The 21,287-nt window shown below is 74.2% G+C and carries 24 protein-coding genes; 11 read left to right on the forward strand and 13 right to left on the reverse strand.

What is annotated here, in order from left to right:
* Positions 1-44: 44 nt before the first annotated feature.
* Positions 45-977 carry an AraC family transcriptional regulator gene (locus R2D22_RS06785; protein ID WP_318101922.1) on the reverse strand — a complete coding sequence of 311 codons (933 nt, stop codon included), beginning with the start codon at positions 975-977 and terminating at the stop codon, positions 45-47.
* Between the two features lie 81 nt (positions 978-1,058).
* On the opposite strand from R2D22_RS06785, the gene R2D22_RS06790 reads away from it, so the two are divergent.
* Positions 1,059-1,922: a Rossmann-fold NAD(P)-binding domain-containing protein gene (locus R2D22_RS06790; RefSeq protein ID WP_318101923.1), complete on the forward strand. Its 864-nt coding sequence runs from the start codon at positions 1,059-1,061 to the stop codon at positions 1,920-1,922.
* On the opposite strand, the gene R2D22_RS06795 is transcribed toward R2D22_RS06790, so the two are convergent.
* Positions 1,882-2,871 (reverse strand): helix-turn-helix transcriptional regulator, encoded by a 990-nt coding sequence (locus R2D22_RS06795; RefSeq protein ID WP_318101924.1) that lies wholly within the window; start codon positions 2,869-2,871, stop codon positions 1,882-1,884. The two genes, R2D22_RS06790 and R2D22_RS06795, sit on opposite strands and share 41 nt — an antisense overlap.
* Before the next feature lie 50 nt (positions 2,872-2,921).
* Between R2D22_RS06795 and R2D22_RS06800 the strand changes: the two genes are divergently transcribed.
* The gene (locus tag R2D22_RS06800) at positions 2,922-3,401 is read left to right on the forward strand and encodes a hypothetical protein (RefSeq protein ID WP_318101925.1); all 480 of its coding nucleotides are present in this window, start codon (positions 2,922-2,924) and stop codon (positions 3,399-3,401) included.
* Positions 3,402-3,422: 21 nt separating this feature from the next.
* On the opposite strand, the gene R2D22_RS06805 is transcribed toward R2D22_RS06800, so the two are convergent.
* Together R2D22_RS06805 and R2D22_RS06810 are read right to left on the reverse strand one after the other, a co-directional pair.
* On the reverse strand, positions 3,423-4,166 hold the full coding sequence (locus R2D22_RS06805; RefSeq protein ID WP_318101926.1) for a class I SAM-dependent methyltransferase: 744 nt from the start codon (positions 4,164-4,166) through the stop codon (positions 3,423-3,425).
* A gap of 33 nt (positions 4,167-4,199) precedes the next feature.
* Positions 4,200-4,505 carry a 4a-hydroxytetrahydrobiopterin dehydratase gene (locus R2D22_RS06810; RefSeq protein ID WP_318101927.1) on the reverse strand — a complete coding sequence of 102 codons (306 nt, stop codon included), beginning with the start codon at positions 4,503-4,505 and terminating at the stop codon, positions 4,200-4,202.
* Between the two features lie 140 nt (positions 4,506-4,645).
* On the opposite strand from R2D22_RS06810, the gene R2D22_RS06815 reads away from it, so the two are divergent.
* Positions 4,646-5,464 (forward strand): helix-turn-helix domain-containing protein, encoded by an 819-nt coding sequence (locus R2D22_RS06815; protein ID WP_318101928.1) that lies wholly within the window; start codon positions 4,646-4,648, stop codon positions 5,462-5,464.
* Here R2D22_RS06815 and R2D22_RS06820 read toward each other — a convergent pair.
* Positions 5,451-5,870: a hypothetical protein gene (locus tag R2D22_RS06820; protein ID WP_318101929.1), complete on the reverse strand. Its 420-nt coding sequence runs from the start codon at positions 5,868-5,870 to the stop codon at positions 5,451-5,453. The genes R2D22_RS06815 and R2D22_RS06820 overlap by 14 nt on opposite strands.
* Before the next feature lie 233 nt (positions 5,871-6,103).
* Here R2D22_RS06820 and R2D22_RS06825 point away from each other — a divergent pair, with 233 nt between their 5' ends.
* Entirely contained in the window at positions 6,104-7,288 is a 1,185-nt protein-coding gene (locus R2D22_RS06825) for a low temperature requirement protein A (protein WP_318101931.1), read from the forward strand.
* Between the two features lie 7 nt (positions 7,289-7,295).
* Here the strand turns inward: R2D22_RS06825 and R2D22_RS06830 are convergent, their stop codons facing one another.
* Both R2D22_RS06830 and R2D22_RS06835 read right to left on the reverse strand, forming a co-directional pair.
* A complete protein-coding gene (locus tag R2D22_RS06830; protein WP_318109613.1) occupies positions 7,296-9,389 on the reverse strand; it encodes a phage holin family protein in 2,094 nt (697 codons plus the stop codon).
* A gap of 185 nt (positions 9,390-9,574) precedes the next feature.
* Positions 9,575-9,979, reverse strand: coding sequence for a hypothetical protein (locus R2D22_RS06835; protein WP_318101932.1), 405 nt, complete (start codon positions 9,977-9,979; stop codon positions 9,575-9,577).
* A 368-nt stretch (positions 9,980-10,347) separates the two neighbouring features.
* Between R2D22_RS06835 and R2D22_RS06840 the strand changes: the two genes are divergently transcribed.
* On the forward strand, positions 10,348-11,115 hold the full coding sequence (locus R2D22_RS06840; RefSeq protein WP_318101934.1) for an MBL fold metallo-hydrolase: 768 nt from the start codon (positions 10,348-10,350) through the stop codon (positions 11,113-11,115).
* A complete protein-coding gene (locus R2D22_RS06845) occupies positions 11,112-11,768 on the forward strand; it encodes a DedA family protein (protein WP_318101936.1) in 657 nt (218 codons plus the stop codon). Before R2D22_RS06840 ends, R2D22_RS06845 begins: the two co-directional genes overlap by 4 nt.
* Here the strand turns inward: R2D22_RS06845 and R2D22_RS06850 are convergent.
* Both R2D22_RS06850 and R2D22_RS06855 read right to left on the reverse strand, forming a co-directional pair.
* The gene (locus R2D22_RS06850) at positions 11,748-12,863 is read right to left on the reverse strand and encodes an MBL fold metallo-hydrolase (RefSeq protein WP_318101937.1); all 1,116 of its coding nucleotides are present in this window, start codon (positions 12,861-12,863) and stop codon (positions 11,748-11,750) included. The two genes, R2D22_RS06845 and R2D22_RS06850, sit on opposite strands and share 21 nt — an antisense overlap.
* A 36-nt stretch (positions 12,864-12,899) precedes the next feature.
* Entirely contained in the window at positions 12,900-14,117 is a 1,218-nt protein-coding gene (locus tag R2D22_RS06855; RefSeq protein ID WP_318101939.1) for an aminotransferase class I/II-fold pyridoxal phosphate-dependent enzyme, read from the reverse strand.
* Between the two features lie 218 nt (positions 14,118-14,335).
* Between R2D22_RS06855 and R2D22_RS06860 the strand changes: the two genes are divergently transcribed.
* The 4 genes from R2D22_RS06860 to R2D22_RS06875 all read left to right on the forward strand — a co-directional run bounded on the left by R2D22_RS06860 (position 14,336) and on the right by R2D22_RS06875 (position 17,521).
* Positions 14,336-15,178 (forward strand): methyltransferase domain-containing protein, encoded by an 843-nt coding sequence (locus R2D22_RS06860; protein WP_318101940.1) that lies wholly within the window; start codon positions 14,336-14,338, stop codon positions 15,176-15,178.
* 10 nt (positions 15,179-15,188) lie between these two features.
* On the forward strand, positions 15,189-15,542 hold the full coding sequence (locus tag R2D22_RS06865) for a VOC family protein (protein ID WP_318101941.1): 354 nt from the start codon (positions 15,189-15,191) through the stop codon (positions 15,540-15,542).
* A gap of 260 nt (positions 15,543-15,802) precedes the next feature.
* Positions 15,803-17,056, forward strand: a complete 1,254-nt coding sequence (locus tag R2D22_RS06870) for a vanadium-dependent haloperoxidase (protein WP_318101942.1) — start codon at positions 15,803-15,805, stop codon at positions 17,054-17,056.
* 132 nt (positions 17,057-17,188) lie between these two features.
* Positions 17,189-17,521, forward strand: a complete 333-nt coding sequence (locus R2D22_RS06875) for a DUF6204 family protein (protein WP_318101943.1) — start codon at positions 17,189-17,191, stop codon at positions 17,519-17,521.
* On the opposite strand, the gene R2D22_RS06880 is transcribed toward R2D22_RS06875, so the two are convergent.
* The 4 genes from R2D22_RS06880 to R2D22_RS06895 all read right to left on the reverse strand — a co-directional run bounded on the left by R2D22_RS06880 (position 17,509) and on the right by R2D22_RS06895 (position 20,258).
* Entirely contained in the window at positions 17,509-18,078 is a 570-nt protein-coding gene (locus tag R2D22_RS06880) for a GNAT family N-acetyltransferase (protein WP_318101944.1), read from the reverse strand. The two genes, R2D22_RS06875 and R2D22_RS06880, sit on opposite strands and share 13 nt — an antisense overlap.
* Before the next feature lie 58 nt (positions 18,079-18,136).
* Positions 18,137-18,487 (reverse strand): hypothetical protein, encoded by a 351-nt coding sequence (locus R2D22_RS06885; protein WP_318101945.1) that lies wholly within the window; start codon positions 18,485-18,487, stop codon positions 18,137-18,139.
* On the reverse strand, positions 18,484-18,717 hold the full coding sequence (locus tag R2D22_RS06890) for a lipopolysaccharide assembly protein LapA domain-containing protein (protein ID WP_318101947.1): 234 nt from the start codon (positions 18,715-18,717) through the stop codon (positions 18,484-18,486). Before R2D22_RS06890 ends, R2D22_RS06885 begins: the two co-directional genes overlap by 4 nt.
* Positions 18,718-18,830: 113 nt before the next feature.
* Positions 18,831-20,258 (reverse strand): MFS transporter, encoded by a 1,428-nt coding sequence (locus R2D22_RS06895; protein WP_318101948.1) that lies wholly within the window; start codon positions 20,256-20,258, stop codon positions 18,831-18,833.
* A 223-nt stretch (positions 20,259-20,481) separates the two neighbouring features.
* On the opposite strand from R2D22_RS06895, the gene R2D22_RS06900 reads away from it, so the two are divergent.
* The gene (locus R2D22_RS06900; RefSeq protein WP_318101949.1) at positions 20,482-21,210 is read left to right on the forward strand and encodes a GntR family transcriptional regulator; all 729 of its coding nucleotides are present in this window, start codon (positions 20,482-20,484) and stop codon (positions 21,208-21,210) included.
* The last annotated feature ends 77 nt before the right edge of the window (positions 21,211-21,287 follow it).

The following is a 21,287-nucleotide window of genomic DNA, read 5'->3' on the forward strand; positions in this document are numbered from 1 at the left end:
CGTCCGGGTCCGGCAGCAGGACGCGGTCACGCCCCTCCGGCGCGTCACTCCCCTCTGCGGTACTCCTGCGGGCTGATCCCGCGGACCCGCTTGAACGACGCGCTCAGAGCGAAGGCGCTGCTGTATCCGACCTGCCGGGCCACCGACTCGATCGTCGCGTCGCTCTCCCGCAGCAGGTCCGCGGCGAGCGCGAGCCGCCAGCCGGTCAGGTACGCCATGGGCGGCTCCCCCACCAGCTCGCTGAACCGGCGGGCCAGCCCGGCCCGGGACACGCCCGTCTTCGCGGCGAGCGAGGCGACCGTCCAGGGGTGGGCCGGGTCGTTCTGCAGCAGCCGCAGCGCCCGCCCGACGACCGGGTCGCCCATGGCCCGGTACCAGGCGGGGGCCTCGGCGCCGGGGCGGGCGAACCAGGCCCGCAGGACGGCGATGAGCAGCAGGTCGAGGACGCGGTCGAGGACCACGCTCTGGCCGGGCTCGTCGCGGGAGATCTCCTCGTCGAGGAACGGCATCAGTGGGCAGTCCCACACCTCGGCGGGCAGGTGGGCGAGGCCGGGGAGCGCGTCCAGGAGCCGGCGGCCGACCTCGCCGTCCATCTGGTACGTCCCGACGAGGACGGTGGTCTCGCCGTCGGCGGCATTGCCCCAGGTCCGTACGCCGAGCCGCATCGTCTCGGAGAGCGGCTCGCCGGTGAGGGTGGTGCACACGCCGCCGGGGCCGATCACGGCGCGCGGCGGGGCGTCGGGGGCGTCCGCGACCGTGTAGGGCTCGGGCCCCCGGGCGACGGCCACGTCGCCCGGGCGCAGCAGGACGGGCTCGCCGCGGTCGGGGACGATCCAGGCCTCGCCCTCGGTGACGGCCATGAGGCAGGCGGGGGCGCGGTCGTCGATCCGCACCGACCACGGCGGCGCCATGACCATGCGCAGCAGGAAGGCGCCCCGGGCGCGCGGTCCGTCGAGGAGTCCGGCGAGTGCGTCCATGGAGCAGAGCGTAGACGCACGCGTATGGAAGTGAGCGCGGGCGGCATGGGAAACAGCCGCCGCGCAGACGAGTCTTGAGCCATGACGACGAACACGAACCAGACGGACAGCATCCACAACAACGACACGACCGGCACGCGCACGGTGCTCGTCACCGCCGCGACCGGCAAGACGGGCCGCCGCGTCGCGACCCGCCTGGCGGCCCAGGGCCTGACGGTGCGGGCGGGTTCCCGGACCGGCACGACCCACTTCGACTGGGCGGACCTGGACACCTGGGAGCCGGCGCTGCGCGGCGCGGACGCGGCGTACGTGAACTACTACCCGGACCTGGCCGCGCCGGGCGCGGAGGAGGCGATGCGGGTCTTCGGCGAACTGGCCGCGGCGGGCGGGGTGCGGCGGCTGACGCTGCTCTCCGGGCGCGGCGAGCCGGAGGCGGTGCGGGCGGAGGAGGCGCTGCGCTCGTCGGGCGTCGAACTCACCGTCGTGCGGGCCGCGTTCTTCGCCCAGAACTTCGACGAGGGCGCCATCGCGGAGGGCGTCGCGGAGGGCGTGATCGCGTTCCCGGCCGGCGGTACGGCGGAGCCGTTCGTCGACGCGGACGACCTGGCGGACGTGATCGTGGAGACCCTGACCTCGGACGGTCACGCGGGCCTGGTGCACGAGCTGACCGGTCCGCGGCTGCTGACCTTCGCCGAGGTCGCCGCGGAGATCTCGCGGGCCTCCGGCCGGGAGGTCGCGTACGTGCCGATGTCCGAGGCCGAATACGCCGGTCTGCTCCAGCAGTTCGGCTTGCCGGAGCCCGACGCCCAGTGGCTGTCCGCGCTGTTCGCGACGCTGCTCGACGGGCACAACGCGTCGGTGACCGACGGGGTGAAGCGGGTGCTGGGACGCGAGCCGCGCGACTTCACCGAGTTCGCGGCGCGGGCGTGGGCGCGGGAGGCGTAGCCCCGTACCGGTGGGCGAGCGCGGCCACGGTCTCGGCGATGCGGGCACGGAGGTCTTCCGGAGCGAGGACCTCCACGTCCGCGCCGAGTCCGAGAAAGGTGTGGTGGGCGTGATCGAGCGACTCGATGGGGAGCGTGGCGCGGGTGCGTCCGTCCGGTTCCGGTACGCCGGTGGCGGCGAGCGCGCGGGCGGCGGCTCCGGTGAGCCGGCCGGCGCCGCGCTGCGAGAGAAGGACGACGGCCTCGCCCTGGTGCAGCCGGGCGTGGAAGGCGGCCTGGTGGTCGCGCCAGTACGCGGTCAGGTCGAAGTCGCCCGGCAGATCGAACTCGACGTCCGTGGCGACGAGTTCGAGGATCTGGTCGACGCGGAAGGTACGCGGCCCGGGGCCGGCGACGAGGTACCAGCGGCCCGCCTTGAGGACCAGCCCGTAGGGCTCCACCCGGCGGTCGACGTCGGTGGGCTCCTTCCAGCGGCGGTAGCGCAGGTCGAGCACCCGGCTCTCCCGTACGGCGGCGGCGACAGCCGCAAGATGCGGGGCGGGGGCCGCGTCGTCGTACCAGCCGGGGGCGTCGATGTGGAAGCGGGCGCGCAGCCGGTCGACGTGCTCGCGCAGCGGCTCGGGCAGGGCGGCGCGCAGCTTCAGCTGGGCGTCCGTGAAGTGCCCGCCCAGGCCGAGTTCGGCCGCGGCGCCCGGGATGCCGGCGAGGAAGAGCGCCTCGGCCTCGCCGGCGAACAGGTCGGTGAGCCGGGAGCGGTGTCCGGCCAGGAGCCGGTAGCCGCCCGCGTGGCCGGCCTCGCCGTACAGCGGGACGCCGGCGGCGTGCAGCGCCTCGACGTCCCGGTAGACGGTGCGGACCGACACCTCCAGGTGCTCGGCGAGCTCGGCGGCGGTCAGTCGGCCGCGGGTCTGGAGCAGGAGCAGGATCGACAGGAGCCGACTGGACTTCATGCGGACTTCACTGACACAAGATGTCAGTGAACCGCTCCTACAGTCCAGCCATGGCTTTCCACGAGAAACTCCTGTTCGTCCCGCCGCCGATCGAGGTGGCGGGCCGCCGCATCAAGCGCTACCACGTGACCGACGACCCGGCGGGGATCGATCCGGAGGTGGAGAAGGCGGCGTACGCGATCCTGCCGGACATCCTCCCGGAGCCGGACGGCACACCGCCGGCCACGTTCGTCGTCCTGCACCGCGGCGGCGACAGCGGCGCCTATCTCAACGCGTACAGCTGGGTCTGGGACAACGTCCTCCACTTCGGCGGGGCGGCCGCCGGGCAACCGGTACTGGGCTGCCCGGACGAGGACTCGGCGCATTTCGTGAAGACGGACTCCCCCTGGATCGGATGCGTCTGGGAACTCCCGCCGGTGCTCCACGAACGCGACGCATGGGCCCGCCACATACTGGCCCCCGACACCCCGGACCTGGACGCGTACGTCGCCGACTCGCTCGCCCCGGGCACGACGGGAGACCGCGCCTGACCCTCGCGGGGCCCGCCGCGTTCAGCGCCTGACGTAGGCCGCGAGGCGGTACGCGGGATCGGCGCGGGGGCGGTCCTGGTGCGGGAGGGCGGCCAGCTCCGCGGCGATCGCGTCGGTGGTCGCGGGGTCGCCGCGGAACCAGGAGGCGAAGTAGCCGGCGCGCAGGCGTTCGGAGACCCCGCGCGGGCTGTGGCCCTGGCCGTGGCCGGCGAACGTGGTGTCGTGGGCGGGGGCGAGGCCGTGGGCGGCGGCATACGCGGCGATCCGGTCGGCCCGGTCGGTGCCCGCGGCGGTCGAGCGGTACGGGCGCAGCACGGCGTCGATGTCGCTGCCGACGTCGTGGGCGGCGTCCTTGTCGACGGTCGCGACGAAAACGCCGCCGGGCGCCAGTACCCGGGCCGCCTCGGCCACGATCTCCGCCGCGAACGGCACCAGGTGCAGCAGCCAGACGGCGCTGACCGCGTCCACGGACGCGTCCGGCAGCGGCAGCCGGCGCGCGTCGGCGCGGACGACCCGCCCGGGCAGCCGCTCGGCGGCCTTGTGCAGCATCCCGGGAGCGGCGTCCGCGCCGTACACCCGCAGGCCGGGGCGGGTGATCCGCTCGGTGACCAGGCCGGTGCCGCAGGCGAGGTCGAGCAGCGTGCGGGCGCCGGGCGGCACGAGCCGCAGCACGGCGTCGGCCGCGGCCGCGGCCCGCGGCACACCGCCGCGCGACTCGTCGTAGTGCGCGGCCTCGGCGTCGTAGTCGAGAATCGTGTGCCCCATGGGCCCGATCGTACGGACGGGGGGGGACGGGCGTCAGCTCGCGCCGTGGCCCGGCGCGATCTCCTCGACGCGGGTGGCGAGCGCGAAGTCCTTCTCCGTGACCGCGCCGCCGGCGTCGTGGCTGTTCACCGAGACGGCGACGGTGTTGTAACCGAGCGTCAGGTCCGAGTGGTGGTTCAGCTCCTGCTGGATCTGCGCCACGTGGACGACCAGGGCGGTGGCGGCGAAGTGGTCGCCGAGGCGGTAGCGGCGCTCGATCCGGTCGCCCGCCAGGGACCAGCCGGGAAGTTCCCGCAACCGGTCCTCGATCTCCTTCTGCGACAGCGGTTCAGCGGGCATGCGCGGGACTCCCTCCGGTTCGTGACGACAGCCGTACGACAGCGGCAAGACAGCGGTGACGATACGGTCCCGGGCCTGCGAGCCCTGGTCAACACATGCGCATCGCCCGATCGGCGCAACGGGTGGGTTACCTTCGGACCATGACAACTGTCGTGACCGGTACGGGAGTAGGGCAGCTGCTGCGCACGTGGCGCGAGCGGCGGCGGCTGAGCCAGTTGGAGCTGGCGCTGCGGGCGGATTCGTCGTCGCGGCACATCTCGTTCATCGAGACGGGCCGGTCCCGGCCGAGCGAGGAGATGGTGCTGCGGCTGGCCGAGCACCTGGACGTGCCGGTGCGGGACCGCAACGCGCTGCTGCTCGCGGCGGGGTACGCGCCGAAGTATTCGGAGTCGACGCTCGACGACCCGCAGCTCGCGACGCTGCGGGAGGGGATCGAGACGCTGCTCCAGGGGTACGACCCGTACCCGGCGATCGTGGTGGACGGCTCGTACACGGTGGTCGCGGCGAACCGGGCGATCGGGATGCTGATCGCGGGGCTGCCGGAGCATCTGCTGACGCCGCCGATGAACGTCATGCGGATCACCCTGCACCCGGAGGGCCTCGCCCCGCGCATCCGGAACCTGCGGGAGTGGCGGGGCCATCTGCTGGCGCAGATGGAGCGGCAGATCGGGCTCGCCCGCTCGGAGCCGCTGCGCAAGCTGTACGAGGAGGTCGCCGCGTACCCCGTGCCGGAGGGCGGCGACGCGGACGACCGGGAGGACCCGGAGCCGTACCCGTACTTCGCGCTGCCGCTGCGGATCGAACACGACGGCCACGTGCTGTCGTTCGTCTCGTCGATCTCGACGTTCAACACGCCGATGGACGTGACCGTCTCCGAGCTGGCGATCGAGACGCTGCTGCCGGCCGACCCGGCGACGGTCGCGTACCTGCGGGGGCTCGCCGCCGCTACGGAGCGGTAGCGCCGCGCAGCGCGGCCCACTGGAGGGCGGCGAACCCGGCCACCGTGCCCGCCTGCATCAGGATCCACACCGCGCCGGCGGTGCTCGGGTCGATCCAGCCGACCAGCGAGACGATGCTGCCCAGCGCCCACAGCAGGTTGGCGTCGACGACGAACTTCACGCCGCGGGTCGGCGGCTGCCGCCGGGAGGCGAGCCAGGCGACGCCCGCCGCGAACGCGGTGAGGAAGAGCCCGAGTTCGAACAGGAGCGCCGGGGACATCCCGAGCAGGTCGCCGAGGGCGTCGGACGCGAGGAGGTAGGCGAGTCCGTTGGTCCCGGTGACGACGGCGTCGAGGGCGAGGAACCGCCGCACCATGGACTGCGGACGAGTGGTGCGGGAGATACCGGCGAGCAGGGCCTGGGACATGACGGACCAGCCTCCTTGGAGGGCGTACGGGACGGTGTGGTCCCGGAGCCCGAGCGGAGTGCGCCGCCCGGGTCCCGGTGCACTTCACGATGCCGCCCACGCAGGCATGGGTCGATTACCCGCGAGGTAATGCCCCGGCGGGGAACGCCCCTCCGCCGGCCCGCGGTTATGCTGCCGCCCTGACCGGCGCCGGAGGGGGAACAGCCGTGGGGTGGGGCAAGCAGGGGTCGCGGATGGTCGCGACGGGGGACGATCACAAGGTCACTCCCGCGGAACTCTTCTTCGACCTGGTGTTCGTGTACGCGATAACGCAGGTCACCGCGCTGATGGCGGCCGCGCCGTCGCCGGCCCGGGTGGTCGGGGCGATGGTGGTGCTGGCGCTGCTGTGGTGGTGCTGGTGCTGCTTCGCCTGGCTCGGGAACGTCGTACGGGCCGACTCCGGCGCGCTGTTCGCGGTGCTCGTCTCCGTGATGGCGGTGGTGTTCATCGTCTCGCTCGCGGTGCCCGAGGTGTTCGCGGACGCACCGGGCGGGCTTCCCGCGCCGCTGCTCTTCGTGCTCTGCTACGCCGCGGTGCGGGCGCTGCACCTCGTCTCGTACTGGGTCTCCAGCCCGGGCGACCCCGCCCTGCGGGTGACGCTGCGCCGTACCGCGCTGGTGTCGGTGCTGCCGCCGCTGGTGCCGCTGGTGGCGGGCGCGACCCTGGCCTCGGGACGGGTCCAGATCCTGTTGTGGCTGGGCGCGGTGCTGATCGACTACGCGGGCATCTACGTCACCGGGTCGTCCGGCTGGCGGGTCAACTCGCCCGGTCACTTCGCCGAACGGCACGGTCTGATCGTCATCATCGCGCTGGGCGAGTCGATCGTCGCGATGGGCGTCGGTGTCGGGGAGTTCCCGCTCACGGTGGCGGTGCTCGGCGCGTCCGCGGCCGGACTGCTGCTCTCGGCCGGCCTGTGGCGGTTGTACTTCCGGCGGCTCGGCGAGGAGTCCGAGCACAAGCTCGGCTCGCTGGACGGCGACGACCGCACCCGCTTCGCGCGGGACGTGTACACGTTCCTGCATCTGCCGCTGGTCGCGGGGGTCGTGCTGTGCGCGCTCGGCATGAAGAAGGTCCTCCAGCAGGTCGCCGACACGGGTCACTACGGCCTGGCCGAGCCGCTGCACGGCGTGGTGGCCTGGTCGCTGACCGGGGGTGTCGGGGTGTACCTGCTGGGCGCCGCCGCGATCACCTGGCGGACCGACGGCCGTCCGTCCGTCGCGCTGCTCGCGGGAGGCGTGTGCTGTGTGGCGGCCGGCGCGGCGGTGACGCTGGTCCCGGCGCTGGTCGCACTCGTCCTGCTGGCCCTCGCGGTGGCGACGGCGGTGGCCCTGGACGGACGGGGCGCGGCGCGGACGGAGCACGCGGAAGCGTCGGCTTGACGGAACGTCAGGACTTCAACGCGTCCTCGCCTGCGGGCGACGTGCCCGCCTCCCCGGCGGCCGGCGCCTCCGCCACCGGCACCGGCACCTGCGGGCCCGAGCTCTCGCGGAGCCAGCCACGCAGCACCTGATGCACCTGCTCCGCGCCGACCAGCGCGGCGGGCGGCTCGGGCAGGTCGAGCGGGGAGAGCAGGAAGGGGCGGGACTGTTCGCCGCCCAGCCCGCCGTGCGAGCCGATCTGCTCCTCGAAGGCGTGCACGGTCCCGGCGAACGGGTCGTGCATCGAGTTGACCATGATGTCCGCGACGTGCGGGAAGCCGTCCGTGCGCCGTACCGCGTCCGCCGCGCCCGGCCCGAAGGGGGCGAGCGGTCCGTCGTCGGTCAGCTCGGCGATCGGCACCGCCACGCCGTCCCGGGCCAGCACCACCGAGCCGTGCACCTCGCTCGCGACCAGCAGGAAGCCGATGCCGGGATGGTTGGCGAGGGTCCGCAGCAGTGCCGGGTGGCGCAGCTCGATCTGCTCGTGGGTCATCCGGTGCGGCACCTCCGGGAAGGAGACCAGGCCGAGGTTGCCGGAGGCCAGCACGATCGGTTCGGAGGGCCGGCGGCGCACCTGCCGGGCCGTCTCCGCCTCCTCGCCGTGCCCGTCCACCGGCCGGTGCAGCGCGCCGAGCAGGGCGTCCCGGGCCGCGTCGCGGGCCTCCGAGCCGCTCCGGGTGCGCCCCACCCGACGCGGCACCGGCAGCCCGCAGCCGGCCCGCACGAGGTCCTTGAGGGTCAGCCCGTAGGCGCCCTCGAAGGTCGGTCCGGTGCTCTGCCCGTGGTCGGAGAGGAGCACGATCCGGTACGGGCGCGGCGCGTGCTCGGCCACCTTGGCGATCAGGGCGATCGCCCGGTCGAGGCGCTTGAGGACCTGGTCGGTGTCGCGGCCGTGCGGGCCGGAGTGGTGGGCGACCTCGTCGTACGCGACGAGGTCGGCGTACACGGCGGTACGGCCGGCCAGCAGGTCGCCCATGACCGCGGCGACGACCACGTCCCGCTCGACGACCGTCGCGAAGGCCCGGACGAACGGGTACAGGCCGCCGCGCGACACCCGAGGGGTCTCCCGGCGCAGCAGCGCCCTGGTCGACTGGTACATCTCGCGGAAGACCTCGGCGACGAGCGAGACCGCGGTGCGGACGGCGTTGGCGGGGTCGGAGAAGTACGCGAAGTAGCCGGCCCGGGACCGGTTGGCGCGCCCGCGCCGGGCGGCCATCGACAGGACGAGCGCGAGCTGGTCGGCGCCGCCGCTGAACAGGTTGCCCCGGGAGGCGCCGTCGAGGGTGAGCAGGCCGCCGTCGCCGGTGCGCTCGATCGCCCGGCGCTGGAGTTCCACGGCGCTCGCGGGCCGGTTGCTGACCATGATCCGGCCGGTGTCCTTCTCGTACCAGCGGAAGGCGGGGACGTCCTCGTTGGAGCCGTGCAGGATGCCGAGCTGGCTGGCGCCGGTCTGGCTGGACCAGTCGGTGCGCCAGGGGGTGAGCCGGTGGGTGGTGTCGAGCCAGCCGGCGACGGTGGGCATCAGCCCGTCGCGGACGGCCGTGCGCAGCACCTGGTGGCCGACGCCGTCGAGTTGCAGGAAGAGGATGCCGGGCACCTGCTCCGGGGCGTCGGTGTCGGTGCGCCGCCGTTTGCGGTCGGCCAACCGGTAGAGCCGGCGCCGGTAGGCGTCGTCGTCGCGCACGGCGAGGGCGGTGGAGGTGGCCGAGGCGACGGCGGACATCACCGCGGCGACCGCCACGGCGGTCTCCGGGTCGGCGGCGCCGCGCCCGTCGGGGATCAGCCAGAGCGCGATGAGCAGCAGTGAGCCGTTGAGGAAGAAGACCAACACGCCGAGCACCAGCGCCGGTACGAGCAGCACGGCGCGCACGATCACGGGCCAGACCAGCGCGCTCAGCAGACCGAAGGCGCCGGCCGCCCAGGCGGCGGTGATGGCGGTGCGGGTGAGGCTGTCGCCGTCGTCGGACTGGAGCTGGAAGTCGGGCAGGAGGCCGGCGAGGAGCAGCATCGTCAGGGTGGAGACGGCCCAGACCACGAGCACGCGCAGCACGGCTCTGCCCATGGTCCGCCAGCGGCCGGAGACATGCCCTCGCTCATCGCCCACACCCACGCCAGGTTCGCCTTTCGCCCGTTTCCTGCCTCAAGCGTGGCACAACACCCGGTCGGGTGAAGTCGGGGCGAAAGGCGCGCAGCGGCGGCGCGGAGGGGGAAGGGGGCGCGCCGCGGGGCGCTCGCGCGGGGCCGGGGTCAGCAGCCGTCGTAACCGGCTGTGGGCATGGAGAGTCTGCGGTGCACGTCGGCCTTGCCGGCCGCGTCGTACGACGGCTCGTCGAGCCCGGCCGTCTCGAGCCGCACGCCGCGCCGCTCGCACTCGGCGAAGAAGCCGGGTACGGAGGTCAACGCGCGGGCCAGGACGCGTTCGTTGGGGGCGACGAACAGGTCGACGTCCCCGGCCTCGACGTCGACCCAGAGGGCGCAGTGATCGGGGCTGAGGCCGTAGAAGAGCAGTTTCCGGGTCACCACGTACCCCTTGTCGCCCGCCCATCGGACGCACATGGCGTGCTGACTGCGCGTGTCCACCAGGAAGGGGTCGCTGTCGAGTTCCTCGAGCGGGGTGAGGCTGGCGATCGCCGCCACCCGAACGTCGTCCATGGGGGCGACCCTACTCCGAACGGGGCGCGACGAGGAGGCGCGCTCACGGGCGCGCTCGCTGGGCGCTCACGGCGGGGAGGAGTATCCGCACGTGTGACAGATCTTCCAGCCGTCCTGGGTGACGGCCAGCACGCCCCCGCAGCGCGGACACTGCGCCGAGTTCCGCACCGTCCCGAGGGTCGTCGTGGTCCTCGTGCTCCTCACAGCGGCTCCCATCCCCTTGCCCTTCGATGGCTACCCCCCGCGCCGTGCGCGGACGCCCCCGTGATCGCTTCCGTACGGACTCCCCCACTGCCGACTCCGGACATTTAGGCTCGTACCGGAGGACCCTCGGCGGGGTTCGGTTCCGGGAGAAGGGCGGCGCGGCGGTGGAGATCACCTGGTGGGGGCATGCCACCTGTACGGTCGAGGACTCCGGGGTCCGGGTCCTGACCGACCCGCTGTTCGTGCGCCGGCTGGCCCATCTGCGGCGCCGGCGCGGCGAGCTGCCGCCGCCGGAGGCCGCGGTCGCCGAGGCGGTGCTGATCTCGCACCTGCACTCCGACCATCTGCACGTGCCCTCGCTGGCCCGGCTCGCGCCGGGGACGGTGCTGGTCGTGCCGCGCGGCGCGGCCCGGTCGGTGCCCGCACTGCGCAGGCTCCACGGGCTGCGGCTGACCGAGGTGGTCCCGGGCGACGAGGTGACGGTGGACGGGCTGACCGTACGAGCCGTCCCGGCGCGGCACGACGGGCGCCGGCTGCCGGTGGGGCCGCACCGCTCGCCCGCGCTCGGCTACGTGGTGGAGGGCGAGGCGCGCACCTACTTCGCCGGGGACACCGGGCTCTTCGACGAGATGGCCGAGGCGGTCGGCCCGGTGGACGTGGCGCTGCTGCCGGTGGGCGGCTGGGGCCCGTACCTGGGGCACGGGCACCTTGACGCGGGGCGGGCGGCGCAGGCGCTCGCGGCGCTGTCGCCGGCCGCCGCGGTGCCGGTGCACTACGGCACCTACTGGCCGATCGGGATGGACGCGGTGCGTCCGCACGAGTTCCACGCGCCGGGCGACGAGTTCGTCCGGCACGCGGCGCGGCTCGCCCCGAAGGTGGCGGTGCACCGGCTGGGGCACGGCGAGCGGGTGCGGCCGGAGGTCGCCCGGTGATCGAGCGGATCGCGCAGGCGATACGGGAGCTGCCGCCGGAGCAGACGCAGCAGGCGGTCGGCTATCCGTCGCTGTTCCTGCTGGTGGCCCTGGGCGCGCTGGTGCCGGTGGTGCCGACGGGCGCGATCGTGAGTTCGGCAGCGGTGGTGGCGTTCCACCAGACCGCTCCGCTGACCCTGCTGTTCGTGTTCCTGGTGTCGGCGGGCGCGGCGTTCCTGGGCGACGTGACGCTGTACTGGCTGGGTCAGCGCGGGGTCCGCTCGCGGAACGGTTCGCGTTGGCTGACGGCGCTGCGCGACCGGGCGGCACCGGACCGGCTGGCCCACGCGCAGGACCGCCTGGAGACCCATCAGGTGCCGGTGCTGGTGCTGTCCCGGCTGGTGCCGGCGGGGCGGATCCCGGTGATGCTGGCCTGTCTGCTGGCCGGGATGCCGCTGCGCCGGTTCGCCCGGGGCGATCTGCCGGCGTGCCTGGCGTGGGCGGCGACGTACGGGCTCATCGGGATCCTCGGCGGTTCGCTGTTCGACGAGCCGTGGGAGGGCGTGGTGGCGGCGGTCGCGCTGACGATGCTGATCAGCGCGGCGCCCGCGTTGTGGCGGCGGCTGCGGCGGCGGGGCGCGCCGACGGAGGGGTCAGGGGGCGAGCACGCGTGAGCCGCCGACCGGCAGGTCCCACAGCTGGTCGGGGGCGAGGCCGGCGTCGGCCCAGGCGGCGCGGAGCCGGGTGAGGGGTTCGAGGACGGGCTCGGCCGAGAGCACGAAGGTCGCCCAGTGCATGGGTGCCATGTGCCGGGCCCCGAGGTCCTGGAAGGCACGGACGGCCTCCTCGGGATCGGTGTGCACGTCGCGCAGCCACCACCGCGGGGCGTAGGCGCCGATCGGCAGCAGCGTGAGGTCGATCCCGGGGTGGCGGCGGCCGATCTCGGCGAGCCGGTGGCCGTAGCCGGTGTCCCCGGCGAAGTGGATGCGACGGCCGAGCGGATCGGTGAGCAGCCATCCGCCCCACAGGGAGCGGCAGGTGTCGAGCAGGGTGCGCTTGGACCAGTGATGGGCGGGGACGAACTCGAAGCGCACGCCGCCGAGTTCGGCCGCCTCCCACCAGTCGAGTTCGGTGATCCGGGTGAACCGGCGGCGGCGGAACCAGGGGGCGAGGCCGGCCGGGACGAACACCGGGGTGCGGCGCGGCAGCCGCTTGAGGGTGGGCGCGTCGAGGTGGTCGAAGTGGTTGTGGCTGATGACGACCGCGTCGACGGGCGGCAGGTCCTCCCAGCGGACGCCGACCGGCGTGAGCCGGGCGGGGGTTCCGAGGATCCGGCGGGACCAGACGGGGTCGGTGAGCACGGTCAGGCCGCCGATCCGGAGCACCCAACTGGCGTGGCCCGCCCACGTGACGGCGAGGGTGTCGGGGCCGGCGGCGGGCAGCGGGCCGGGGGCGAACGGCAGCAGCGGGATGTCACGCAGGCCGTCCGGGCCGGGGCGTACGGTGCCCTCCCGGGCCAGCCGGGCCATGGCGCGGACGCCGGGCAGCGGAGCGGTGAGGCGGTCGGCGAAGGTACGGGGCCAGTCGGCGCGGGTGCGTCCGACGGGCTGGAGGGCGGCGGGTGCGACGGGGCGGGCGGGGCCGGTGGGCCCGGCGGGGTGGGCGGGGCCGGCCGGGGGCTGCGGGCGGCCGGGGGCGGTGGCCTCGGAGCCCGTGGGCGCGGGGCCGGTGAGCGGGGTGCGGTCCGTCCGTGCCGTCTTTTCCGTCATCTGCGGGCTCCGTTTCGACGTGAAGAGGGGCCGGGGTCAGCGGAGTTCTTCGAGTACGGCGCCAAACGCGCTCAACGCATGTGCCACGTGGGGAAGTTCGAGCGGATCGGCCGCCTGGAGGGACTCCGCCCGCTCCTCACGGGTCGAGCCCAGCAGCTCCCCGGTGTCGAAGCGGACGCGCAGCGCGCCGAGTTCGTCGCCGAACCGGTGACCGCCGGGGACGGGGAAGCCGAGCCGGCTGCCGAGGTGGTCCTCCAGCTCCATGGAGTCGTTGACGCCGCGGGCGGCCAGGCCGGCGCGCAGCGGGCCGAGGTCGGCGTAGAGGTGGCGGCCCGCCTGCGGGGGCCGGGCGATAGCGCCGGAGGCGAGGACGGCCCGGTGCAGGGCGGAGGCGACCCGAGCATGCAGGGCGGTCGCGGTGGCGGCGCGCTCGGTGACGTCCTGGGGTTCGTCGAGGGCGTGCGCGGCGACGTGCGCGACGGGGGCGGCGACGTGCGCGCCGAGCGCGGTGAGGACGTCGAGGGCGCGGGCCCGCCGGGCCGGGGTGTCGGCGGCGGGCGGGAAGCGGGCGACGGCGCAGGGCCAGGCGGCCGGGGCGAGGGCGCCGGACAGATCGGTGAGCACGGTGACGTCGTCGGGGCACATCTCGGCGGGGCTGAGCAGGACGGTGTCGCGGGGGCGGTGCAGGGTGTCCCGCCAGGTCTCGTCGCTGATCACGTGCAGCCCCTCGCCGACGGCGGCCTCGCAGGCCTCCCGGACCAGCTCGGGCGGCGCGACGGTGGCGGTCGGGTCGTCGGCGACGGAGAGCAGCAGCACGGCGGGCCGCCCGCCCTCGGCGCGGACCCGGCGGACGGTCTCCAGGAGGGCGTACGGGTCGGGGACGCCGCCGCACTCGGCGGGGGTGGGTACATGGTAGGCGGGCCGGCCGAGCAGCCGGGCCTGCGGGGTCCACCAGGCGGGGCAGGGCCGGGGCATCAGGACGTCACCCTCGTGCGCGGCGAGGAGGGCGAACAGGAGCGGCTGGGCGCCGGGGGCGGCGAGTACGTCCTCGGGGTGGCCGTGCAGCCCGCGCCGCCACCAGTAGCCGCAGGCCGCCTCGCGGAGCACCGGCCCGCCGCCGGACGGCTCCGCCATGGGCCGGCCGGCGGCCGCCGCGAGCACGCCGGCGAGCGACGAGAGCACGGGCAGCCCTGCCTCCGGGGCGAGCGGGCCGTAGCGCACCGGCCCCCGCCCTTCCGACGCCGCCTGACGCATGGCGTGACCTCCCGAGCGACACTCCGTGACGTAGTCCCACGCCCCTTTATACGGAGATGTCGCCCGTTCCGCCGCTGGAGAGGCGTGACCGGGCGACAGGGGGCGGGCGGACCGCATCAACCGGTTGTCCGCATGACGAGATTCCCATCTCATCATGCGACTGCTCGACGCTACGGTGATCACACCACTTCACGAGCACGAGCGAGAGGGAGTCCGCCATGACGCATGCCGCGGCGAAGGAGACCGCCGTCTACACCCACGGGCACCACGAGTCGGTGCTGCGCTCGCACAGCTGGCGGACGGCCGCCAACTCGGCGGCCTACCTGCTGCCCGAACTGCGACCTGGGCAGCGCGTCCTGGACGTCGGCTGCGGCCCGGGCACCATCACCGCCGACCTGGCCGCGCTGGTCGCCCCGGGCCAGGTCACGGCGGTCGACGCGGCACCGGACGTCGTGGCGAAGGCCCGCGCGGTCGCCGCCGAACGCGGCCTGGACAACGTCGAGTTCGCGGTCGCCGACGTACACGCCCTGGACTTCCCCGACGACTCCTTCGACGTGGTGCACGCGCATCAGGTGCTGCAGCACGTCGGCGATCCGGTCCAGGCGCTGCGCGAGATGCGGCGGGTGTGCCGGCCGGGCGGCGTGGTCGCCGCCCGGGACAGCGACTACGGGGCCTTCGCCTGGTACCCCGAACTGCCCGCCCTGGACGACTGGTCGCGCCTGTACCACGTGGTGGCCCGGCACAACGGCGGTGAACCGGACGCCGGGCGGCGGCTGTTCTCCTGGGCACGGGCGGCCGGCTTCACCGACGTCACCACGACGGCCGGGACCTGGTGCTTCGCCACCGAGGAGGAGCGGGCCTGGTGGAGCGGCCTGTGGGCGGACCGCACCACGGAGTCGGTGTACGCGCGACTGGCCGTGGAAGGCGGGCACGCCACGGCCGAGGAGCTGGCCGGCATCGCCGAGGCGTGGCGGGAGTGGGGCCGCCACGAGGACGCCTGGTTCCTGGTTCCGCACGGCGAGATCCTGTGCCGGGTGCCGGAGAGCGACGTCCCCAACTAGGCTCCTCCGCATGGAGATTCTGGGCACCACACTGCGCATCTGTGTCGACGACCTCGAACCGGCCATCGCGTTCTACGAGCGGCTCACCGGCGGCACCGCGCTGCGCTTCGAGCGCGGCGGCGTCTCGGTCGCGGCCGTCGGCTGCTTCCTGCTCATGAGCGGTCCGGAGTCGGAGCTGGAGGTGCTGCGGAAGGTGACGGCCACGATCTCCGTCCAGGACGTGGACGCGGCGTTCACCGCGCTCACCGAGACGGGCGCGAAGATCGTGGCCGGCCCGGTCCCGACCCCGGTGGGCCGCAACCTGATCGCGGTCCACCCGGACGGCTCCGTCTTCGAGTACGTCGACCGCCGCACAGTCGCCTGACCGGCACGACGGCTCCCCGGGGAGTGGATGTGTAACACGGGCATGGACGGCGCACGACAGGTCTGTTGCCGAACGGGGCAGGCGCGAAAGGGCCGTTGCACGACCGATCGGATCATGGCTAGCTTCGGGCGCATGGTGAGCATTCCAGGTCTGACCAGACGCCGGGCGATCGACTTCATGCGCGTCGCCGGCGCGCTGTGCCGTTGAGCGTCGCAGGCCTTCGTCCCGTCGTCCGTCGCCCCCGCCCTCCTGGAGTATCCGTGAATCCGTCCCGCTCTGCCCTGCTCGCTCTCGGGTCCGCCCTGGTCCTGACCGCCACGGCCGCCGCGCCGTCCGCCCAGGCGACCCCCTCCCCCGCCACGGAGAGCGGGGCCGTCGTACGCGACTGGTACGACATCACCGCACAGACCGTGGCCGCCGCCGGGGCGACCACGCAGGTCACCAACAGCCGCACCTGGGCGATCAGCTGGCTCGCGGCCGCCCGCGCCACCCGGGAGGCGCCCCGCGGGCACGACCGGGCGGCGTTCCAGGACGCGGCGGTCGCCTCCGCCGTTCACGACGCCCTCACGGCCCTCGCCCCCGCCCACGCGCCGCAACTCGACGCCGCGCTCGCCGCGACCCTCGAGCGGATCCCGGACGGTCCCGCCGAGGACGCCGGCGTCGACGCCGGAACCCGCCAGGCGGCGCTGGCGCTGGCCGCGCGCCGGGGCGACGGCCTCGACCCGGCGTCCGTCAACGCGCCCTTCACCGTGCCGCCGGCCGCACCGGGCGTGTGGCAGCCGACGCCCGACGGCTACGCCCCCGCCGCGCAGTACGGCAACCGCGTCGCCAGGCCCTTCCTCCTGGACTCGCCCGCTCAGTACCGCCTCGGCCCGCCGCCGGCGCTCGACTCGCGCCGGTACCGCGCCGACCTGGCGGAGGTGCGTGCCGTCGGAAGCGCGGACAGCGCCGTACGCACCCCGCGGCAGACCGAGACCGCCACCTTCTGGTACGGCTCCTCGCTGACCCTCTACACCGAGCCGCTGCGGGTGGCCGTGACCCGTTCGCACGGATCCGCCGCCGACCGGGCCCGGCTGGTCGCGCTCTTCCACGCCGCCCTGGTCGACACCCAGATCGCCACCTCCGACAGCAAGTACACGTACACGCGCTGGCGCCCGGTCACGGCGATCCGCACCGGCTCCCTCGGCACCGACCCGGCGTGGACCCCGCTCCACACGACACCGGCCCACCCGGACTACCCCAGCGGCCACGGCTCGTACGCCGGGGCCGCCGAGGCGATCCTGGGGGCCCTCGCCGGGCCTCGTACCGCCCCCTACACCCTGACCAGCCCGACCGCTCCGGGCGTCCGGCGGACGTACACCGACTGGGAGCAGCTGACGCGCGAGAACATCGACGCGCGCGTCTTCTCGGGCATCCACAGCCGCAGCGCCGACGAGGCGGGCGTCGCCCTCGGCAAGGCGGTCGGCGGCCACACGCTGCGCCACGCCGACCGCCTGCTCGACCCGCGCGGCTAGGTGCCCCTCACCGCCGCGTCACGGTCACCTGCCCGGTGTCCTGCCCGCGTACCGGCGGATATTCCGGTGTCCTCGCGGCGCCCGGTCCGTAGGGTGGATCCTTCGGTGCCGGACGACGTGAGGACGCGAGGAATGAGCACGCAGCACACCTACCGGGTGATCGTGCGCGGCAGGTGGGACGGTCTGTCGGAGGAGAGCCGGACGCGGCTGCTCGCCGAGGTGGACGACCACGGCCTGTCCGCGATGACCTTCACCGAGGAGGGCTCGCTCGCGTACGACCGGGCGCTGAAGCACTTCTCGTACCGGATCGTGGTGCGTTCGGACGCCGGGGACGGCGAGGAGATGGCGGCGGCGATTGCCGAGGACCGGGTGGAGACCGCGCTCGGGGAGCTGGGGCACGGCTACCGGGAGCTGCGGTCCAGCGTGACCGACCTCGACACCATGAAGATCAACTACAAGCGCTGACCGGCCGCGGGGCGGGGCGCTTCGGCGGTGATCGCCCAGCGTTCGTGGTCGCGCCACGCGCCGTCGATGAAGAGCATGGCGGGCGAGAAGCCCTCCAGCCGGAAGCCGGCCCGCATGACGAGGGCGCGCGAAGCCGCGTTCCCCGGCTGGATGTTGGCCTCCAGCCGGTGCAGCCCGAGGGGCCCGAAGGCGTGCCGGAGCACGAGCCCGAGTCCCTCCCCGAGCAGGCCCCGGCCGGCGGCGTGGGCGAAGGCCCCGTACCCGAGCGCGCCGCTGAGGAACGTGCCGCGGACGATGTTGTTGATGTTCACGAACCCGGCGATGCGGCCCTCCGTCGCCCGCTCGCAGACCAGGAACCCGAGCCGGGCGGGGTCCTTGTCGAGGTTCCGCCGGTACGCCGCGTAGTCCTCGGCGGTCTGCGGCGGGAACAGCCAGGGCCGGTGCAGCGCGCGGCTCGCTCGGGCCGCGGCGGTGAACTCCCCCGCGTCGTCGGCGGTGAAGGGACGCAGGGCGACGCGCGGGCCCACGGCCACGTACGCGTCATGATCGTCGGGCATGCGCCCAGGCTACGGCCCGTCTCCCGGACGGGCTTCCCGGCACGGCCTCTCGGTCGGGTCAGCGGCGTGCGGTGAGCACCTTGGACGGGCAGCGCTCGGTCTTCCTGACGACGCCGAGGGTGACGCTGCGGCCGGGGCCCTCGGGGGAGCCCGGGACGGGGTGCTGGGTGCAGACCCGCCAGCGGGACGGCCACAGGACCCGCCGGTCGCCGCCGCTCACGTCGTGCACGTGGACCCGGGTGCGGTGGTCGAAGGCGGCGAAGGCCCGCAGGAGGCTACGGCCGGTCAGGTCGGGCATCGGCACGGGCTCCGCGCCGGGCTCCGCCTCGTCCGTCTCGTCGGCCGTGCCCGCGAAGACCGCGGCGAGCGCCACGACCGCGATCGCGCAGACCGCGACCCCGCGCCTCATCTCCGGCTCCGACGGCTCGACCCGTACCAGCCGCAGACCGCCCCGAGCAGGGCTGTTCCGAGCAGCGCCAGGTACAGCGGCATCGTGACCTCGGGAACCAGCAGCCGGATCTCGACCCGGGTGGTGTTCTCGAAGATGAGGACCAGCGTGAGGACGACGAGGACCGCGATCGCGATCCGGCCCGAGGTGACGCCCCCGTGCTCCGCTCCCGCTGTCTCCTTGGGACCCATGCGTGCCGCCCTCTCGTCCGTCGTGCACCGCCGCCCCCGTGGGACCAGGATGGAGGGATCCGGTCCGCACGGGGGCGGTGGGAAGGGCCGTACGGGTGAAGAACCGCGGCCCGTCAGTGGTGGACGAGCACCGGCCGCGGCTCGGCCGCCGGCGTTTCGGCCGGGTCGGGCCGCCGGATCAGGAACGCGGTGACGACGCCGATGCCGAGCAGCACCAGGGCCGTGTACATCGCGTGCTGGTAGCCGGCCTCGGTGGGGCCGCCCGCGTCACTGCCCGCGGTGATCATCGCGGAGGCGAGGGCGATGCCGAGGGACGCGCCGATGCCGAAGCAGGCGCCGTTCAGGCCGGACAGCGAGCCCGGCTTGTCCTTCGGGGCGGTGGTGACGGCGAGGCCGTTGAGACCGGTGAGCATGAAGCCGCCGTACGTGACGCCCAGCGCGGCCAGCGAGGCGATCAGGATCCACTCGTTGTGCAGGAAGAACGTGGCGAAGAGGAAGATCGCGAAGTTGGCGACCGCGCCGGTGACGACGATCGTGTGCCAGCCGATCTTCGGGCCGAGCCGGCCGGTCAGCGGGGCGGAGATCACTCCGATCAGCTGGATCGGGGTGAGGAAGAGGACCGCGGCGGTGACCGCCGAGAGGCCGAGGCCGACCCGGGCGTCCTGCGAGAACAGCGGGATGGTCAGGGCGATCGCGCCGAACGCGCCGCCGAGGGTGCAGACGGTGGTGAGCAGCAGCGGCCAGGCGCGGCGCGAGGCCAGCACCTCGATGTCGATCACCGGGTTCGGGGCGCTCTTCTGCGAGACGACGAAGAAGCCGAGCGAGGCGACGCCGCCGAGCAGGAAGGCCAGCGTGAGCGGTGAGGTCCAGCCCCAGGCACCGCCCTGGGCGAGGCCGACGAGGACGCCGGTGAGACCGAGCGCGAGGGCGGCGATGCCGCGGGAGTCGAAGCGCGCGTCGGCGGTGGTGGGCGCGGTGTCGGGGACGTACTTGCGGACACCGACGAGGCCCGCGACGGCGATCACGGTGGAGCAGACGAAGATGCCGCGGAAGCCGATGGTGTCGGCGATCTGACCGCCGGCGATGGCGTCGACGCCGGCGAGGCCGCCGTTGACGGCGGTGATGATGCCCGCGGCCTTGCCGAAGCCGGCCGGGGTGAGCAGCTGGTTCAGGGTCAGGAAGGCGAGGGTGAACATCGCCGCGGAGATGCCCTGGAGTACGCGGCCGGCGATGAAGACCTCGATGTTCGGCGCGAAGACGCAGAGCAGGTTGCCGGCAATCAGCACGACCGCGCAGACGAGCATCATGGGCTTGCGGCCGCGCTGGTCGCTGAGCCGGGCGAGGGTGACCTGTCCGATGGCGGCCATCAGGAAGAACAGCGTCTGCGAGAGGCCGGCGGCCGCGGTGGTGGTGCCGAGGCGCTCGATCACGTCCGGCAGCGCGGGGCTCAGCATCGTGGCGTTGATCTGGTAGCCGAGCACGGCCAGCACCATCGCCAGGAGCATGGGCCCGCGGCCCGCGAGATCGGATCGATTGGACATGTCGGGCCCCTTTGCCTCGTCCAGGACTGAGCTTGTCAGACAAGCACTGCGGAGACAGCCTGAGTTCTACGCGCGTAAAACGTCAAGCCGGGCCGGTCTGTGAGATCTCACAGACATTGCCGGGCACCCTCTCGTGGGATTAGCTTGCCGACAAGTGGGCCGAGGAGGGGCAGTGGCAGTCAGCGGAAGTGCAAGCGGATCCGGCAGCGGGGCCGGACAGCGCATGCGACCGGTCGTCGTGCTCTACGAGCGCATCGCGGACGCGATCCACGACGGCACCTACCCGCCCGGCTCGACGCTCCCCTCCGAACCGCGGCTCGCCACCGAGCTCGGCGTCAGCCGCCCCGCGCTGCGCGAGGCGCTGCTGCTGCTCCAGGAGGACGGGCTGCTCACCGTGCGGCGCGGGGTCGGCAGGACCGTCAACGACCGGCCGCCGCGGCGCGGCTTCGAGCACGTCCAGCCGCTGGAGGAGCTGATCGGGGCGGGCGCGCCGCTGCGCGTACGGGCGCTGCTGCGGGCGGTCGAGGAGCCGACCGACTTCACCACCCAGCACCTGCTGGCCGCGGCCCGCGCGGAGCTGCGGTTCTGGGAGTCGCTGCTGACCGGCGGGGACACCGCGGCGGCGCTGAGTCAGGAGTGGGCGGCCGCCGACGACGTGCTGGAGCGGGCGCACCCCGCGTTCGCCGAGGCGCTGCGCGCCGAGGCGGCGCCGGAGCGGACCTCGATGCTGGCGGTCCTGACGGCGGCGTCCCGCGGGGTGCGGCTGAGCGCGCACAGCAGCGTGACGGCGACGCTGCTCGGCCGGCGCCGCGGCGAGCAGCTGGCCCGGCCGGCCGACACCCCTGCGGTCCTGGTCACGCAGGTGGTCCGGGCGGGCGACGTCCCGATCCTGGCCGCCAAGCACATGCTGCCGACGGGGGCTCCGGCCCTGCCGGTCCTGCAGTCGAACTGACCGCGCGCGGGACGTGGCGCCAGGCCCGCGGAGAGCAGTCGCCGCAGGGCTGCAGGGGCTGTCGCCGCCCGGCCGCC

Origin of the sequence: Streptomyces sp. HUAS YS2 (assembly GCF_033343995.1) — a bacterium.
Classification (GTDB): Bacteria; Actinomycetota; Actinomycetes; order Streptomycetales; family Streptomycetaceae; genus Streptomyces; species Streptomyces solicathayae.